16 protein-coding genes are annotated in these 17,090 nt (G+C 61.1%); 7 read left to right on the top strand and 9 right to left on the bottom strand.

Annotated features, from left to right (window positions below; genetic code table 11):
* Nucleotides 1-9 precede the first annotated feature (9 nt).
* The 7 genes from flgK to AB4O08_RS20680 form a co-directional block, all read right to left on the bottom strand.
* A complete protein-coding gene (gene flgK / locus AB4O08_RS20710) occupies nt 10-2,055 on the bottom strand; it encodes a flagellar hook-associated protein FlgK (RefSeq protein WP_029529075.1) in 2,046 nt (681 codons plus the stop codon).
* Between the two features lie 10 nt (nt 2,056-2,065).
* A complete protein-coding gene (gene flgJ, locus AB4O08_RS20705; protein ID WP_010208727.1) occupies nt 2,066-3,337 on the bottom strand; it encodes a flagellar assembly peptidoglycan hydrolase FlgJ in 1,272 nt (423 codons plus the stop codon).
* Nucleotides 3,338-3,341: 4 nt separating this feature from the next.
* Nucleotides 3,342-4,430 carry a flagellar basal body P-ring protein FlgI gene (locus tag AB4O08_RS20700; protein WP_460114873.1) on the bottom strand — a complete coding sequence of 363 codons (1,089 nt, stop codon included), beginning with the start codon at nt 4,428-4,430 and terminating at the stop codon, nt 3,342-3,344.
* A 27-nt stretch (nt 4,431-4,457) separates the two neighbouring features.
* The gene (gene flgH, locus AB4O08_RS20695; protein ID WP_010208725.1) at nt 4,458-5,153 is read right to left on the bottom strand and encodes a flagellar basal body L-ring protein FlgH; all 696 of its coding nucleotides are present in this window, start codon (nt 5,151-5,153) and stop codon (nt 4,458-4,460) included.
* A gap of 53 nt (nt 5,154-5,206) precedes the next feature.
* A complete protein-coding gene (gene flgG, locus AB4O08_RS20690; protein WP_005790105.1) occupies nt 5,207-5,992 on the bottom strand; it encodes a flagellar basal-body rod protein FlgG in 786 nt (261 codons plus the stop codon).
* 71 nt (nt 5,993-6,063) lie between these two features.
* On the bottom strand, nt 6,064-6,804 hold the full coding sequence (locus AB4O08_RS20685) for a flagellar basal body rod protein FlgF (protein WP_010208724.1): 741 nt from the start codon (nt 6,802-6,804) through the stop codon (nt 6,064-6,066).
* Between the two features lie 242 nt (nt 6,805-7,046).
* Entirely contained in the window at nt 7,047-8,609 is a 1,563-nt protein-coding gene (locus AB4O08_RS20680; protein ID WP_010208723.1) for a sigma-54-dependent phenylalanine hydroxylase transcriptional regulator PhhR, read from the bottom strand.
* Between the two features lie 257 nt (nt 8,610-8,866).
* On the opposite strand from AB4O08_RS20680, the gene phhA reads away from it, so the two are divergent.
* The 3 genes from phhA (at nt 8,867) to AB4O08_RS20665 (ending at nt 11,305) form a co-directional block, all read left to right on the top strand.
* Entirely contained in the window at nt 8,867-9,658 is a 792-nt protein-coding gene (gene phhA, locus AB4O08_RS20675) for a phenylalanine 4-monooxygenase (protein WP_044287603.1), read from the top strand.
* Between the two features lie 97 nt (nt 9,659-9,755).
* Nucleotides 9,756-10,112 (top strand): 4a-hydroxytetrahydrobiopterin dehydratase, encoded by a 357-nt coding sequence (locus AB4O08_RS20670; protein WP_010208721.1) that lies wholly within the window; start codon nt 9,756-9,758, stop codon nt 10,110-10,112.
* Complete coding sequence (locus AB4O08_RS20665) at nt 10,112-11,305, top strand: amino acid aminotransferase (protein WP_021490849.1); 1,194 nt, start codon at nt 10,112-10,114, stop codon at nt 11,303-11,305. The genes AB4O08_RS20670 and AB4O08_RS20665 overlap by 1 nt, the downstream gene beginning before the upstream one ends.
* Before the next feature lie 65 nt (nt 11,306-11,370).
* On the opposite strand, the gene AB4O08_RS20660 is transcribed toward AB4O08_RS20665, so the two are convergent.
* Nucleotides 11,371-12,180 (bottom strand): UDP-2,3-diacylglucosamine diphosphatase, encoded by an 810-nt coding sequence (locus tag AB4O08_RS20660; protein WP_010208719.1) that lies wholly within the window; start codon nt 12,178-12,180, stop codon nt 11,371-11,373.
* Between the two features lie 137 nt (nt 12,181-12,317).
* Here AB4O08_RS20660 and AB4O08_RS20655 point away from each other — a divergent pair, with 137 nt between their 5' ends.
* The 3 genes from AB4O08_RS20655 (at nt 12,318) to AB4O08_RS20645 (ending at nt 14,465) form a co-directional block, all read left to right on the top strand.
* Nucleotides 12,318-13,067, top strand: coding sequence for an AraC family transcriptional regulator (locus AB4O08_RS20655; RefSeq protein WP_044287607.1), 750 nt, complete (start codon nt 12,318-12,320; stop codon nt 13,065-13,067).
* Nucleotides 13,068-13,166: 99 nt separating this feature from the next.
* Complete coding sequence (locus AB4O08_RS20650; RefSeq protein WP_021490850.1) at nt 13,167-14,051, top strand: DMT family transporter; 885 nt, start codon at nt 13,167-13,169, stop codon at nt 14,049-14,051.
* 132 nt (nt 14,052-14,183) lie between these two features.
* The gene (locus AB4O08_RS20645; RefSeq protein ID WP_460114317.1) at nt 14,184-14,465 is read left to right on the top strand and encodes a hypothetical protein; all 282 of its coding nucleotides are present in this window, start codon (nt 14,184-14,186) and stop codon (nt 14,463-14,465) included.
* A gap of 41 nt (nt 14,466-14,506) precedes the next feature.
* Here the strand turns inward: AB4O08_RS20645 and AB4O08_RS20640 are convergent, their stop codons facing one another.
* Nucleotides 14,507-14,794 (bottom strand): Rdx family protein, encoded by a 288-nt coding sequence (locus tag AB4O08_RS20640; protein WP_021490851.1) that lies wholly within the window; start codon nt 14,792-14,794, stop codon nt 14,507-14,509.
* Between the two features lie 84 nt (nt 14,795-14,878).
* Between AB4O08_RS20640 and AB4O08_RS20635 the strand changes: the two genes are divergently transcribed.
* Nucleotides 14,879-17,068 carry a patatin-like phospholipase family protein gene (locus AB4O08_RS20635; protein ID WP_010208711.1) on the top strand — a complete coding sequence of 730 codons (2,190 nt, stop codon included), beginning with the start codon at nt 14,879-14,881 and terminating at the stop codon, nt 17,066-17,068.
* Nucleotides 17,069-17,090: the final 22 nt, after the last annotated feature.

Genomic DNA, 17,090 nt, shown 5'->3' with positions numbered 1-17,090 from the left:
CAGGCTCCCTTAAAGACTATTGATCAGCGTACTGAAGGTTTCTTGCGCAGCTTTGATGATCTGCGACGACGCGGTGTAGTACTGCTGGAACTTGATCATGTCACCGGCCTCTTCATCCAGATTGACCTGGGATACCGAGTTGCGTGCATCCTGGTTGGCCTTGAGCAGTGCGCCCGTGGCGGTGGTGTCGGTAATCCCCGAAGCCGCCTTGGCGCCGACGGTTGACACCAACCGGCTGTTGGCCGCTACCAGGCTCACGCCTCCACCGCTACCATCCGCCAGGCCGACGGTGGCCTTGGTTTGCAGGTCAAGCAACGCCTGGGCGTTACGGTTATCCGACTTGCCCGAAGCATTGAAAGAAAAGGTCGTGCTGTCGCCATCGGCGGGTGCCCCACCGACAGCGGTATCAAACTTGAAGCTCTTGGCCGGCACCACCAGCGCACCGTTGGCGTCACGCATCGGCACATCAATGGTGATCTTGTTGGTTTGGCCCGGAATGATGCTGCCCGTGCCGATTGGATTACCTTGAGCATCGTTGACCGTGTAGGCCTGAGTACCGTCAGCCGCGGGCTTACCAAACACCATTTTTACCGGCATCGAGTGCTCAATGCCGGTTCGCAGTTGAGCGGTATTGGCACCACCGTGAATATCGATAGGCACCGTCAGGGTTGGCGGCGTAAAGGTGCCGGTGCCCTGGTTGGTCTTGCTGCCCTCACCCAGCAACGGCCCGGCGAACGCGATCTTATTTGCGTCCTTCAAATCGGTGCCAATGTTGGTGGCGCCGTTGGCAGTAGGGCTGACCTTGAAGCTGTCGCCTGCGGCCATCGGCCCCTTGCCATCCAGGGCCAGGGTGAAACCATCAATAACCGGCGGCGGCGTGGTAGTGGTGTCGAACGCCCCCATGGACTTGCCGTCGGAACGCATCACCGTGTAGTTGTTGCCGCTGGTGAAGGTGACTTTATAGTCGTAGGGGGTCAGCTTGCTGGTATCACTGATGGTCACATTCAGGTTACCGGAGCCAGCACTGTTACCCGCCGCGCCCACGCTACGTTGCGCAATGGCAGCGGCGCTGTTGATATCCTTGAACAAGGACGAACCAAAGTCACCGTTCAGGTCAACGCCCTGGCCCAGCTGACTGTTGATCGTGTCCGCAGTTACGATTGCGATACGCCCCAGGTCATTGATGGCAGGCATCAAGACATCGCTGCGATAACGCAGCAAGCCGCCAATACTGCCGCCGCTGAGTACATTACCCATGTCCACTGAGGTCCCGCCGCCTGCATTGAGCTGGATGGTGTACTGGCTAGGGTCGCTCGAACTCGGCACCGCTGAAATGCTGTTGGATTGATCACCCAGCACCAGGGACTGGCCTGTGCCGGTACTGACGCTGAATACACCGTTCTTTTCGACGGCAGTGACGCCCACCAACTCATTCAGCGAACGTACTGCCTCATTACGTGCATCCAGCAAGTTCGCCGGAGCGCTGTTGCTTGAGCCCTGCGCCTGAGTGATCTGCTTGTTCAGGGAGGCAATCGAAGAGGTCAACTGGTTGACCTGATCGCTCATGGTCTTCAACTGGCCGTTGATCGACTCTTTTTGCTGGTTCAGTTGGGTCGAAATCGAGTTGAAACGATTGCTCAACGTCTGGGCGCTGGTCAGCAACACCTGCCGCGCGGAAACATCGCTTGGATTTGCCGCAGAGGTCTGCACCGCGGCGAAGAACGCACTGAGTACCGAAGACATGCCGGTGGTCTTGTCCGACAGGGTTTTGTCGATGGCACTGGCTTGGCTCGAATAAGCCTTGGCATCGTTGTTGAGCGCGGTGCTGTTCTGGTAGGCCGCATCGAGGAATTCGTTGTAGACCCGACGCACGTCCGCCAGGGTCGTGCCGCTGCCGATGAACACGCCGCCATACGGGTTCGACGCACTCGCACTCTGGGTGGTCTGCTGGCGCGAGTAGCCCGAGGTATTGGCGTTGGCAATGTTGTTACTCAAGACCGACAACGCTCCTTGAGAGGCGTTTAGCCCTGACATCCCGATACTGAGCAAACTCATGGTTCAGACCTTATAAATGTGTGGTTGCGCCAGCGGCAGCGTAGTTCTGGTAACTGTCCATCGTTTTGGCGATCTGCGAAATCTTGCTGGCATAGGCCGGGTCGGTGGCGTAACCGGCTTTTTGCAACTCGCGAACAAACTGTTCCGGGTTGTCGGCCGACTTCACAACTTCTTTATAGCGATCATTGCTTTGCAGCAAGGTCACCAGGTCGTGGAAGCTGTCCTGGTACGAGCTGTAGGAACGGAACTGCGCCGTCTCCTTGACCATCGCCCCATCGCGAAACTCGCTGGTGATCGCGCGGGCCTGGCCGCCCTGCCAACTCTGGCCAGCCTTGATGCCGAACAGGTTGTGGCTGCTGCTGCCATCCTCTGCGCGCATCACCGATTTACCCCAACCGGTTTCCAGGGCAGCCTGGGCCACCAGGTACTTCGGATCGACACCAATGCGCGCGGCAGCCGCCTTGGCCATCGGCAACATGGTGGCGACGAATTCGTCCTGCGAACTGAAGGCTTTCTTCGCCGGCGCCAACGGTGGCTGGGCCACGGCGCGGCCGTAGACCTGCATGCGCCCGCTCGGCACGGCAAACGTGCGCGCGGTGCTGTTGACCACGTTGTCGTCGGCCGCACTGTTACGCAGCGGTGCGCTTTTGGCATCGATCGCGACTGGCGCGTTCGGCACGATGCCGGCGAGTAGGCGATCGGTCAGCTTGCTTGGCAAGGCAATACGGCGCTGATTCATCAGCTCCATGTCATTGCTGTGGGAGGCCACGGCGCCGGCCTGTGGCTCCGCCACGCGGTAAGCCCACAGCGGGCGCTGGCCATTGGAGCGGCCCAACGGACCTACGGCCTGGGTACCCGCCGCAATCTCCGTCGGCACATCAACTTTCTTCACAGCTTCGGCAGCCGCCGGGCCTTGCAACGTGGCGGCCTGGGCCTCCACCGGTTTGTTCTTTTGCATCTGGCGCATCAGCACGTCAGCCAGGCCGATACCACCGCCTTCGCGGGACATCGAAACCGCCAGTTGCTGGTCGTACATTTCCTGGTACTGCTTGGCGGCCGGCGTGTTCATCGGGTTGTCCTTGCCCAGCGCCTCGGTGGCCGAACGCATGGACTTGAGCATCTCGCTCAAGAACAGCGACTCGAACTCCTGCGCGACCTTGCGCATGTTGCCTTCGCTGTTTTTGTCGTCGCCGACCTTGAGCTGGTTAAGCCGGTTCAAGTCGGAGTAAGACCCCGAGTCCGCCGTGCTGCTGATACCGCTCTTGCGCATATCCATGGCCATGGCCTCAGATCACGATCAGGTCGGCTTGCAAGGCGCCGGCCTGTTTCAGCGCTTCAAGGATCGCCATCAAGTCGCCGGGCGCTGCGCCCACCTGGTTCACCGCACGGACAATCTCATCCAGGGTGGTGCCGGGGCCGAACTTGAACATCGGCTTGGCTTCTTGCTGAGCATTGACGCGCGAACGTGGCACCACCGCCGTCTGGCCGTTGGACAAAGGCCCTGGCTGGCTGACGATCGGATCTTCGGTGATGGTCACGGTCAGGCTGCCGTGGGTCACCGCTGCCGGCGACACCTTGACGTTCTGGCCGATCACGATGGTGCCGGTACGCGAGTTGATGATGACTTTGGCCACGGCCTGGCCTGGGTCGACTTCCAGGTTTTCCAGGATCGACAAATAGTCGACACGCTGGCTTGGATCCAGCGGCGCAGTCACACGGATCGAGCCGCCGTCGATGGCCTGGGCCACGCCTGGGCCGAGCATGTCGTTGATCTTGTCGACCACGCGCTTGGCGGTGGTGAAGTCGGAGCGGTTGAGGTTCAGGGTCAGGCTGTTGCCTTGGTTGAAACCGCTCGGCACGGTGCGTTCAACCGTGGCGCCACCCGGAATACGACCGGCCGATGGCACGTTGACGGTGATCTTCGACCCGTCGCGACCTTCGGCGTCAAACCCGCCCACCACCAGGTTGCCCTGGGCGATGGCGTAGACGTTGCCGTCAATACCTTTGAGCGGCGTCATCAGCAAGGTGCCGCCACGCAGGCTTTTCGAGTTACCGATGGACGACACGGTGATGTCCACCACTTGGCCCGGCTTGGAGAACGCCGGCAAGTCAGCACTGATCGACACGGCCGCGACGTTTTTCAACTGCACGTTGCCCGATCCCGCCGGCACCTTGATGCCGAACTGCGAGAGCATGTTATTGAAGGTCTGCAGGGTGAACGGGGTCTGCGTGGTCTGGTCACCCGTACCGTTGAGCCCCACCACCAGGCCGTAGCCGATCAACTGGTTGGAACGCACGCCGGAGATGCTGGCGATGTCCTTCAGGCGTTCGGCCTGGGCGACAGCGCTCAAGGAAAGCAGGAGTACGGCCGCCATCAGCTGTTTGAAGTTCAAAGTGGCCACCTAGAAAGGGAACAGCGGGCTAAGGAAGAAACGGTCGAACCAGCCCGGCTGGCTCGCATCGGCAAAGGCGCCCGTGCCGGAATAAGTGATGCGTGCATCGGCAATCCGCGTGGACGGCACGGTGTTGTCGGTGGAGATGTCATCGGCACGGACCATGCCGGCAATGCGCACCAGCTCGTCGCCGGTGTTGAGGGTCATCCACTTTTCACCGCGTACGGCGATGATGCCGTTGGGCAGTACATCGGCCACGGTCACGGTGATCGAACCGGTCAGGCTGTTGCCCTGCCCCGCTGCACTCTTGCCGTTGGTGGCACGGTCACCGCTGTAGCCGGCGCTGAGGCTCAGGTCGCCATCACCCAATGGGTTGTTGACGTTGGGCACAGCGCCGAACAACGACGTCAGACCGATACCAGCCTTGCTGGTCTTGCCGACTTGAGAGTTGGCGTTCTTGCTGGCCTGGGTGCGCTCGTTCAGGGTGATGGTGATGATGTCACCGACCCGGAACGCCTTGCGGTCGCTGTACAGGTTCTGTTCGAAGCCGGCCTGATAGATCGAACCATTGTTGGCAGCCGCCGGCAACGGCGTACGTGGCAACACCGGCGCGTAGTACGGGTCATTGGGTTTTGGCGTCGGGGCGACACAGCCCGCGAGCACGGCAATCCCACTCAATGCCAGAACGGAAACATAGCGATTCATGACCCTTACCTCACGGTGTTGCAGGCGCCCTCAAGAGCGCCCCATAGACTTGATTACAGATTCTGCGTTACGAACGAAAGCATCTGGTCGGCGGTGGAAATCACCTTGGAGTTCATCTCGTAGGCGCGCTGGGTGGTGATCATGTTGACCATCTCCTCAACCGTGCTCACGTTGGACGTTTCCAGGGTGCTTTGCAGCGTCGTGCCGAAACCGTTCAAGCCAGGCGTACCGATTTGCGGCGCGCCGCTGGAGGCGGTTTCCAGGAACAGGTTGTTACCCATGGCTTGCAGGCCGGCCGGGTTGATGAAGTCGGCGGTCTGCAGGTTGCCGATCACTTGCGACGCCGGGTTGCCGGCCACGGTGATGGACACAGTGCCGTCGTTGCCGACGGTGAACGTCTTGGCGTCAGCAGGAACAACCACGGCCGGCTCCAGGGCGAAACCGTTGGCGGTGACGATCTGGCCGTTGGAGTCCAGGTGGAAAGTACCGTCACGGGTGTAGGAAGTCGTGCCGTCTGGCTGCAGGATCTGGAAGAAGCCACGGCCGTTGATGGCCATGTCCAGCGGCTGGCCGGTCTGTTGCAGGTTACCGGCGCTGAAGTTCTTCTGGGTGCCGACGATCTGCACACCGGTACCCAATTGCAGGCCCGACGGCAGTTCGCTGTCCTGGGTCGACTGGGCGCCTGGTTGCTTCTTGATCTGATAAAGCAAGTCCTGGAACTCGGCGCGGTCACGTTTGAAACCCGTGGTCGACACGTTGGCCAGGTTGTTGGAAATGGTGGTCAGGTTGGTGTCCTGGGCGGACAAACCTGTTTTGGCAACCCATAGAGCCGGAAGCATGCTGTTCTCCTTCGTGCGCCTGTTTGTTGGCGCTGCGCTGCGAAATTAGTCGTGGTTCAGTGACGCGGCTATCAGCTCATCTGCATGACGCGAGTCATGGCCTGATCGTCTTCCTTGGCGCTGTTCATCATCTTGATGTGCAGCTCGAACTGTTTGGAAAGCGCCAGCACCGCGGTCATTTCTTCCACGGCATTGACGTTGCTCGCCTGCAGGAAACCCGAGGTCAGCTTGACGTTCGCGTCGGCTTGGGCTGGCTGGCCATCCTTGGTGTGGATGGTGCCGTCCAGGCCTTTATTCATGTTCTTCAGGTCAGGCTGGACCAGCTTGATGCGGTCCACTTCTGCCATCACCCGCGGGCCCTCGCCCATGGCACGGATACTGATGGTGCCGTCGGAACCCACTTCGATCTTCTGCTGCGGCGGCACGGCAATCGGACCACCGTTACCCATGATCGGCATACCGTTGCCGGCGCGCAGCACGCCCAATGCATCGACGTTCATGCTCGCGCTGCGCACGTAGGCTTCGCCACCGTCCGGGGTCTGCACGGCCATCCAGCCATCGCCATTGACGGCAACGTCCAGGTCACGGCCGGTCTCGATCATGGCGCCGGGGGTGAAGTCAGTGGCTGGGCGTTCGGTCATGGCAAACGCCCGCGCCGGAAAGCTGTCACCGAACACCGGCATCGAACGCGCCTGCTCCAGATCACGTTGGAAACCATTGGTGGAAATGTTCGCCAGGTTGTTGGCATGGGCCTTCTGCGCCAGAGCATTCTGGCTGGCGCCGGTCATTGCCACATAAAGGTACTTGTCCACGCTCTTTCCTCTTTCTGACGGACGCTTGCCGCCCACCGCTGTACTGATGAGGCTTAAGCAATTTGCGAACCAACTTTTAAAAAGACGATGAAGTGCAGGCGGGGCGGGGGTTTTCGCTGAGGTGTGATGATTTCGTGATTGGGCGCGAGTCGAAAAAACGGCGGACTACTGCCGCTAACGGCAAACCCCGGTCGTATTAGCGACAAAGATCAAATGTGTGTTGACCTAGGAGTGTCAGACAATCACTTGTCAGCCTTGAGAATTTCGTAATCACGCAACTTATTGGCGATGGTGGTGTGGGACACCCCCAGGCGCTTGCCCAACTGTCGGCTGCTGGAATGCTCGGCGTACAAGGCTTCCAACACCGCCTTCTCGAAGCGGCCGACGATGTCCTCCAGGCCGCCCTCCAGGGAAAAATCGCCAAGCGGCTGACGCACGCCATAATCCGGCAAGCGGATATGCTCGACCTTCACCGTCCCGCCCTCGCACAACGACACCGCCTGGAACAGCACGTTTTCCAGTTGCCGCACATTGCCTGGCCAGTGGTAGTGGCTCAGGCGATCCATCGCAGCCGGCGCCAGCTTCGGCAGGGGGCAGCCGATCTGCCGGCTGGCCTGGTCGAGAAAGTGATCCACCAAGGGCGCCAGCCCGTCGAGGCATTCGCGCAGGGGCGGGATATGCAGGGACAACACATTGAGGCGGTGGTAGAGGTCCTGACGGAATTCGCCACGGGCGCACAGCTCGGACAAGTCCACCTGCGTGGCGCAGATCACGCGCACGTCCAGGTAGACCTCTTCATCGCTGCCTACGCGACGGAAGCAACCGTCCTGCAGGAAGCGCAGCAATTTCACCTGCAAGCGTGCGCTCATTTCTCCGACACCATCGAGAAACAACGTCCCCCCCGCCGTCAGCTCCAACAGCCCCAACTTGCCTTCGGCGCGTGCGCCTTCGAACGCGCCGGGGCCGTAGCCGAACAGCTCGGTCTCGGCCATCGACTCGGGCAGGCCCGCGCAGTTGAGCGCCATCAACGGCGATTGCCCACGTGGGCTGGCCAAGTGACAGGCACGCGCCAGCAGTTCCTTGCCAGTGCCGGTTTCGCCTTCTATTAATAGAGGCGCATCCAGCGGCGCCATGCGTCGGGCTTCGCGTACCACGGCGGCCATGACCTTGGAGCTTTGGAAGATGCTGTCAAAGCCGCGCAGTTCCTGCTTGCGCACGTTGTAGATGCGCTCACCGACGCGGTCAGCGCGGTGCAGGGTCAGCACGGCACCGGCCATGGCTTCGCTGTCGTCATGTTCGGAGGATTGCAGCGGCGCGATATCCGCCAGGAACACGTCGCCCTTGACCTTGACCCGCAGGCCGTTGATCCGCGATTTGCTGGCGCGGACCAGTTCGGGCAGATCAAAGTCCTCGGCGTAGCGCGACAGCGGAATCCCCGGCACCTCGTCCACACGCACCCCGAGCAACTGCGCCGCCGCACGGTTGGCGGCGACGATCGAGCCGCCCATATCGATGGACAACACCGGAAACTCCAAGGCACCAAGCAGCGCATTGAGCTCCATATGCCGACGCTCGCTGGGCATCAGCCCTACCCTTTTGACACCAAATACCCCGGCAATCGCCTCGAACTGCGGGCGCAACGCCTGGAATTGCATGTTCACCAGGTTCGGGCAAAACAGGTAGATGGCATTACCATGCTCACCGCCCACCTCGCCCTTGGCGACGTTGACGCCATACTCCACGAGCAGGTTGAGGATGTCCCGCAGGATGCCGATGCGGTTCTGGCAGTGCACTTTGATACGCATGAAGAGGCCCGAAAAGTGGGGAGGCGCCGCGTCTTTTTGTCGCTGGGCGCAGATAGTCGTCAAGATTATGTGACAGCCTGCGGGCTTTTCACAGCCCAGCACAACGGCCACCCCCACAAGCGTAACGAATACTTTACGAAAAGCGGTAACTTTTCCTACCTGTGGCCGCTTTAAACAGATGGAATCTGGCCGCGCACGGGGTATCAATAAGCTCATCGCAGGACATAACAAGAACGAATGCCTAGCAGGAGAGCCGTATGAAGCAGACGCAATACGTGGCCCGCGAGCCCGATGCGCAAGGTTTTATCCACTACTCGCAGGAAGAACATGCGGTGTGGAACACCCTGATCACTCGCCAGTTGAAAGTGATCGAGGGTCGCGCCTGCCAGGAATACCTGGATGGCATCGACAAGCTCGGCCTGCCCCACGATCGTATTCCGCAACTGGATGAAATCAACAAGGTGCTGGCCGAGACCACTGGCTGGCAGGTCGCCCGTGTGCCGGCGCTGATCCCCTTCCAGACGTTCTTCGAATTACTCGCCAGCAAACAGTTTCCGGTGGCGACATTTATCCGCACCCGCGAAGAACTGGACTATCTGCAAGAGCCGGACATTTTTCACGAGATCTTCGGCCACTGCCCGCTGCTGACCAACCCTTGGTTTGCTGAATTCACCCACACCTACGGCAAGCTCGGCCTGGCGGCCACCAAGGAGCAACGGGTGTACCTGGCGCGCCTGTACTGGATGACCATCGAGTTCGGCCTGGTGGACACGCCCGAAGGTCGACGCATCTACGGTGGCGGCATTCTGTCGTCGCCCAAGGAGACGGTGTACAGCCTGTCGTCCGAGCCCGAGCATCAAGTGTTCGACCCGCTGGAAGCGATGCGCACGCCGTATCGCATCGACATTCTGCAACCGCTGTATTTCGTGCTGCCTGACCTCAAGCGCCTGTTTGAAGTGGCGCAGGAGGACATCATGGGCATGGTGGAGCGTGGCATGCAGTTGGGTCTGCACGCACCGAAGTTTCCGCCCAAGCCCAAGGCGGCGTGAACCTTACATCTTGAGGCCAGGTGAGTCTGTTCCCTGGCCGCGCGTTGCTTTAGGGTGACGCTACTGATCTTCAAACACTCGAATTCAGGACACCACCATGACCACGTTGAACCAAGCCCATTGCGAAGCCTGCCGCGCCGATGCCCCACAAGTCAGCGATGAAGAATTGCCGGTGCTGCTCAAGCAGATCCCCGACTGGAACATCGAAGTCCGCGACGGCGTGATGCAACTGGAAAAGGTTTTCCTGTTCAAGAACTTCAAATTCGCCCTGGCCTTTACCAACGCCATGGGTGAAATCTCCGAAGCCGAAGGCCATCACCCGGGCCTGCTCACCGAATGGGGCAAAGTCACCGTGACCTGGTGGAGCCACTCCATCAAAGGCCTGCACCGCAACGACTTCATCATGGCCGCGCGCACCGACGAAGTGGCCAAGGACGCCGAGGGCCGCAAGTAATGCATTTCGATGCCATTGGCCGCGTGCCCGGCGACCCGATCCTCGGGCTGATGGACCTGTACGCCCACGACACCAACCCGAACAAATTCGACCTGGGCGTGGGCGTCTATAAGGATGATCAGGGCCTGACGCCGATTCCGCACTCGGTCAAGTTGGCCGAGCAGCGCCTGGTGGACACGCAAACCACCAAGACCTACATCGGCGGCCACGGTAATGCGGCCTTCGGCACGCTGATCTGCGAGCTGGTGCTCGGTGCCGATTCGGCATTGATTCGCGAGCGCCGCGCCGGCGCCACCCAGACCCCAGGCGGCACTGGCGCCCTGCGCCTGAGCGCCGACTTCATTGCGCACAACCTGCCGGGCCGTGGCGTGTGGCTGAGCAATCCGACCTGGCCGATCCACGAAACTATCTTTGCCAAGGCTGGCATTCCAGTCAGTCATTACCCGTACGTGGGCGCTGACAACCGCCTGGACGTGGCGGCGATGCTCGCCACCTTGTCCACAGTGCCCAAGGGCGATGTCGTGCTGCTGCACGCCTGCTGCCACAACCCGACGGGTTTCGACCTGTCCCAGGACGATTGGCGCCAGGTACTGCAGATCGTGCGCGAGCGCCAGCTGCTGCCGCTGATCGACTTCGCCTACCAGGGCTTTGGCGACGGCTTGGAGCAGGATGCTTGGGCGGTGCGGCTGTTTGCGGCGGAGCTGCCGGAAGTGCTGGTGACCAGTTCGTGCTCGAAGAACTTCGGCTTGTACAGCGACCGCGTCGGCGCGTTGATCGTGTGTGCGGCGGATGCCGAGAAGCTGACGGATGTACGCAGCCAGCTTGCCAACACGGCGCGTAACCTGTGGTCGACGCCGCCGGACCATGGTGCTGCGGTGGTGGCGACCATCCTGGGTGATGCCGAGCTGAAAAAGCGGTGGAGCGACGAGGTTGAAGCCATGCGTTCGCGAATCGCCCACCTGCGTTCGGGGCTGGTGGAGGCGTTGGCGCCACACGGCTTGTCGGCGCGGTTCGCGCATATCGGGGCGCAGCGCGGGATGTTTTCCTACACCGGCTTGAGTGCCGAACAGGTGAAGCAACTGCGCGAGAAACACAGCGTGTATATGGTGAGTTCGGGACGGGCCAACGTGGCCGGCATCGATGCGACACGCCTGACATTGCTGGCCAAAGCCATCGCCGACGTTTCCAACTGAAGAAACCGGGACCCCATATGGGAGCTGGCTTGCCATCTCCCACATTGCTTGGCTGTGATAATCCTCTAGCCCGCAACCATCTCAGCTTTTAGCAGTGCTGCTTTCGCTTGCGCATCCGCCAACCGATACAACTCGATACTCCCATCCCAGTGCTCGATCAACGCCGTGCACGACTCCACCCAATCCCCACAATTGAGGTAATCCACCTCGCCCACCTTGCGAATCTCCGCATGGTGGATATGCCCGCAGACCACGCCGTGCAGCTCACGCTTGGTCACTTCATGGGCGATGGCTTCTTCGAAATCGCTGATGAAGTTCACCGCCGTCTTGACCTTGTGCTTGAGGTACGCAGACAGCGACCAATAGCCATAGCCATAGCGCGCACGCCAGTGGTTCAGCCAGCGGTTCAGCGTGAGGGTGAACTCGTAAGCCGAGTCACCAAGGAACGCCAGCCAGCGGTGGTAACGGGTGATCACGTCAAACTGATCGCCATGAATCACTAACAGATGCCGGCCATCGGCAGTCACGTGTACCGCTTCGTCCACCAACTGGATGTTGCCCAGGATCAGCTTGGAATAACGACGCAGGAATTCGTCATGGTTGCCGGTGACGTAGATCACTTCGGTACCGCGCTTGGCCATGGTCAGCAGGCGGCGGATCACGTTGGTGTGGGCCTGGGGCCAATACATGCCGCCACGCAGTTTCCAGCCGTCGATGATGTCACCGACCAGGTAGACCTTGTCGGCGTGATAACCCTTGAGGAACTGCGACAAATGTTCGGCCTGGCAATCCCGGGTGCCCAGGTGCACATCGGAAATCCACAGGGTACGAACCCGTTGCTTGCGGCTGGGCTTGGCGAACTCGGCACTGGTCATGGGCATCCCTCGACGGTGTTTTCGCGAGCTTGCACCCTGGCGATTAATAGCCCATGACAACGATGCGTCAGTCTGATGACAGCGCTCAGTGCCCGCAAAGCGTTGTAGACTGCCCGCTTGCCGCCCAGGAGACCGCAATGGGACCCGCCCTCACCCTACGCCACTACGTCGAAGCGCCCCTCGCCCACAGCCATGACCATGCGCAATTGGTGTTCGGCCTGTCCGGGCATCTGGACCTGGAAGTGAACGGCCGTGGCAGCCAGGTGCGCGAAAGCAGCGTGATGGTGCTGCCCTTCTCCGCCCACCATGCGTGCTGCAGTCGCGATGGCAGCCGCTGCCTGGTGCTGGATGTGCCCACCGAGCACTGGGTGCTGCAATCGCTGGGGGAACACGCCGATGCCAGTCGCCGCCTGCTGGATCAACCGGCGCGGCTGACCCTGGACTCACGGCAGCACCAACTGGTGCAATGGCTGGCGCACAGCCCGGTGCATGACCCGCTGATCGTCCAGCAAGGTGCGATCCTGCTAATGGCCAGTCTCAACCATCCGCCAGCCCAACCGGCGCTGGGCCGGCGTTTGCCGTACGCGGCGTTCAACGCGCATATCGAGCGCCATGTTGCACACCCGCTGCAGGTGGCCGACCTGGCGCGCATCGCCGACCTGTCGGTGCCGCGCTTGCATGCACGCTTCATGGCGGAATGCGGGCAGACGCCGATGGACTATATCCGTAGCCGTCGCCTGCAAATGGCTTTGGACCTGCTGCGCAAAACCCCGTTGCCCATCGGCGAAATCGCTGAGCGCGTCGGCTATACCTCGCAAAGTGCATTTGCGGCGGCGATGCTGCGTGAGTTTGGCGCCTCCCCGGGTGCTTTGCGACGCAACGCGTAGCGAGAGCCTCGCGATAAAAATCGCGAGCCGAGCGACAGACACCTGTACTGGCGAGCCACTAGACTGCGCTTCTGTCACCCGTTTTATTCAAGGATCGCAATGACTCCCCGCTCAGCCCTCGGCGCCCTGCATATCGGCGCACTGATGTTTGGCCTCACCGGCGTATTCGGCAAACTGGCCGCCGCCTCGCCGGCCGTCATCGTCTTTGGCCGCGCCGCGTTTGCCGTGGTTGCCCTGGCGGTGTTTGCACGGTTCGCCAGCAACACCGCCTGGAAAACGCTGGAGCTGCGTGACTGGCGCCGGCTACTGGTCAGCGGTGTATTACTGGCGGCGCATTGGGTGACGTTCTTTATAGCGGTGAAGGTGGCCGGCGTGGCCGTCGCGACCCTGGGCTTCACCGCGTTCCCGGCCTTTACCGTGATCCTCGAAGGGTTGATCTTCCGCGAGCGCATCCGGGCTAACGAAGTGATGCTAGTGGCGCTGGTCAGCGTCGGCCTGGTGCTGGTGACCCCGGACTTCAACCTCGCCAGCGAAGCCACCAGCGGGTTGCTCTGGGGGATCGCCTCGGGGTTGCTGTTTTCGCTGCTGTCGCTGAACAACCGCGCCAGTTCCGGGCGCATCCCGGCGGTGCAGGCAGCGCTGTGCCAGAACGTGGTGGTCGCGGTGTGCCTGTTGCCCGTCGCGGCCCCGGCGCTGGCGGATGTCAGGGCGATTGACTGGCTGTGGATCGGCCTGCTCGGCGTGTTCTGCACCGGCCTGGCCCACAGCCTGTTTGTCGCCAGCCTCGCAGTGATCAAGGCACGCACTGCTTCGGTGGTGTTTGCCATGGAGCCGGTCTACGGCATCACCGCGGCCTGGCTGCTGTTTGCCGAAACCCCGACGTTGCGCATGCTGCTGGGGGGCGCGCTGATCATTGTCGCCATTGTGCTGTCCGGCCTGATGGGCAGCGCCAGCCAAGCCAAACAGCCCGCTGTAACGGTCTGATCTATACTTTAAATATCCGCAACAGTGAGTAGTCGTTCAACGGATAACCGACAGCTCGACGACAGCCTGGGTATTTTCTGAAGTTGCTGCACGCGAGTGGTCAAAACCTCAACGCGATGCGGGAGCTTTACTATGGAAATGTTCATCAGTTTGTTGGTGCAGATTATCAGCGGGGCCGTCGGCGGCAACATTGCAGGAATGACCAAACAGAGCCTGGGGACCGGGCTCAATACCGTTATCGGTGGTGTAGGCGGACTGGTGATGGGTCAGCTCGTCGCGGCACTGACGGGCACCTCCGGCGGCGAGGCGCTGGATGTGGCGGCGGTCGGCAGCAATATTGTTGGCGGTGGCGTCGGTGGGCTGTTGCTGACCTGGCTTATTGGCTTCATCAAACAAAAGATGGCGGCCAAATAACGCTGCACCACAAGGTCACCGCCCTCATCAGGTGGTGACTTTCACTGCGTACGATCGTTGTGCCCCAGGTCACGCTGCGGGTCTATCCGGTCGCGTACACGCTGCTTCAGCACTTTGGCTTCAGGAAAGCCACCATCAGCCTTACGTTCCCAGATCTGCACGCCGTCGCAGGTGATGCGAAACGCGCCACCGGTGGCCGGCTCCAGCGACACTTTCCCCAGGTCATCGGCAAACGTACTCAACAATTCCTGCGCCAGCCAGGCGGCGCGCAGCAGCCACTGGCACTGGGTGCAATAGGTGATGACGATCTCGGGTTTGATCGAAGACATAATTTGAGAGGTTCCAGGCGTAACGGGCTCGGCGGATCGAGTGGCTATAATACCGGCCTTTATCGCCCAGCCTAGAGATTCATGATGCGCCGCCTGCTGTCCTGCCTGTTTCTGTGCCTGATCCCTCTTCTAGCCGACGCCGTTGAACCGCCACGTCCGAAAATCGGCCTGGTGCTCTCCGGCGGCGCCGCCCGTGGCCTAGCCCATATCGGCGTGCTCAAGGCGCTGGAAGAGCAAGGCATCCAGATCGACGCGATTGCCGGCACCAGCATGGGCGCGGTGATCGGCGGGCTGTACGCGTCGGGCTACAAGATCGATGAGCTGGAAAAACTGGCGCTGAGCATCGACTGGCAACAGGCGCTGTCCGACGCACCGCCCCGGGAAGACGTGCCGTTCCGGCGCAAGCAGGATGACCGAGATTTCCTGGTCAAGCAGAAACTCAGCTTCCGCGACGACGGCAGCCTGGGTCTGCCACTGGGCGTAATCCAGGGCCAGAACCTGGCGCTGCTGCTGGAGAGCATGTTCGCCCACAGCAGCAACACGCGTAACTTCGACAAGCTGCCGATCCCCTTCCGCGCCGTGGCGACTGATATCACCACCGGCGAGAAGGTGGTGTTCCGCAAGGGTCACCTCCCCCAGGTAATCCGCGCCAGCATGTCGATCCCGGCGGTATTCGCGCCAGTGGAACTGGACGGCCGGCTGCTGGTGGACGGCGGCATGACCGACAACATCCCGCTGGATGTGGCGCGTGAAATGGGCGTGGATATCGCCATCGTCGTCGACATCGGCACCCCACTGCGTTCGCGCAAGCAACTGGCGACGGTGGTGGACGTACTCAACCAGTCGATCACCCTGATGACCCGGCGTAATTCCGAAGAACAACTCAAGGCCCTGCACCCCAAGGACGTGCTGATCCAGCCACCCCTCGCCGCCTACGGCGTGACTGACTTCGGCCGCGCCAAAGACATGATCGATGCCGGCTACCGCGCCACCCGCGCCCTTGATGCCCGCCTGGCCCACGTGCGCCCTGCCGAGCCGATCGACCCGCAATTGGTGGCCGCCCGTGCACCCGGCGAACGCACACCAGTGATCACCGCCATCAACGTGGAAAACGACTCGAAAGTCAGCGACGACGTGATCCGCTACTACATCCGCCAACCCCTGGGCGAACCGCTGAACCTGGGCCGCCTGCAAACGGACATGGGCACCCTTTACGGCCTGGACTATTTTGAGCAGGTGCAATACCGCGTGGTGAAAAAGGGTCAAGACAACACCCTGGTGATCAGTGCGCGCGGCAAACGCAGCGGCACCGACTACCTGCGACTGGGGTTGAACCTGTCGGATGACATGCGTGGCGACAGCGCTTTCAACCTCGGCGCCAGCTACCGCATGAATGGTATCAACCGCCTCGGCGCCGAATGGCTGACGCGGGTACAGATCGGTGATCGCCAAGAGCTGTACAGCGAGTTCTATCAGCCGATGGACACCGGTTCGCGTTACTTTGTCGCGCCGTATATCAGCGCCCAGGCTCAGAACGTCGAGCTGATCCTGGACAACGACCCCATCTCCGAATATCGCCTGGAACGCTACGGCTTCGGCTTGAACGTCGGACGACAGATCGGCAACAGCGGCGAAATCCGCTTTGGCGTCGGCGAAGCCTGGGGTAAGGCGGATGTGCGCATCGGCGACCGGGATCTGCCCAGTGTAAGTTTCAGCGAAGGCTTCTATGAGCTGAAGTACTCCTTCGATTCCCTGGATAACGTGTACTTCCCCCATACCGGTGAAGACATCGGCCTGGCCTACCGCGAGTTCGAACCTGGGCTGGGCTCGGACCAGCGCTACCGCCAGTGGGAGTTCAAGCTCGACAAAGCCATGAGCCACGGCCCGGATACCCTGGTGCTGGGCGGGCGCTACGGGCGTACCCTGGATGATTCGGACGTGGTGATTTCCAGCTTCCTGCTGGGCGGTGCGCGACAGTTGTCGGGCTTCCGCCAGGACGCAATCTCAGGCCAGAACATCAGCCTGATGCGCGCGGTGTACTACCGCAGGCTCACGCCGCGTTCGTACCTGCCGCTGGATTTCCCGCTGTACCTGGGCGCGTCACTGGAGCGCGGCCGGGCGTGGAACAACGACAATGAATTCGACAGCGGGTATATCAATGCGGCGAGTATTTTCCTGGGGTTCGATACACCGCTGGGGCCGCTGAATTTCAGCTATGGGTTCAATGATGATAATCAGAAGGCGGTGTACCTGAACCTGGGGCAGACGTTCTAAAGGCTTACGCTGAACCCGATGT

It is taken from the genome of Pseudomonas sp. H3_E07, from assembly GCF_054668895.1.
The sequence above is the reverse complement of the archived record's forward strand: the minus strand, read 5'-3'. Positions and strand labels throughout refer to the sequence as shown.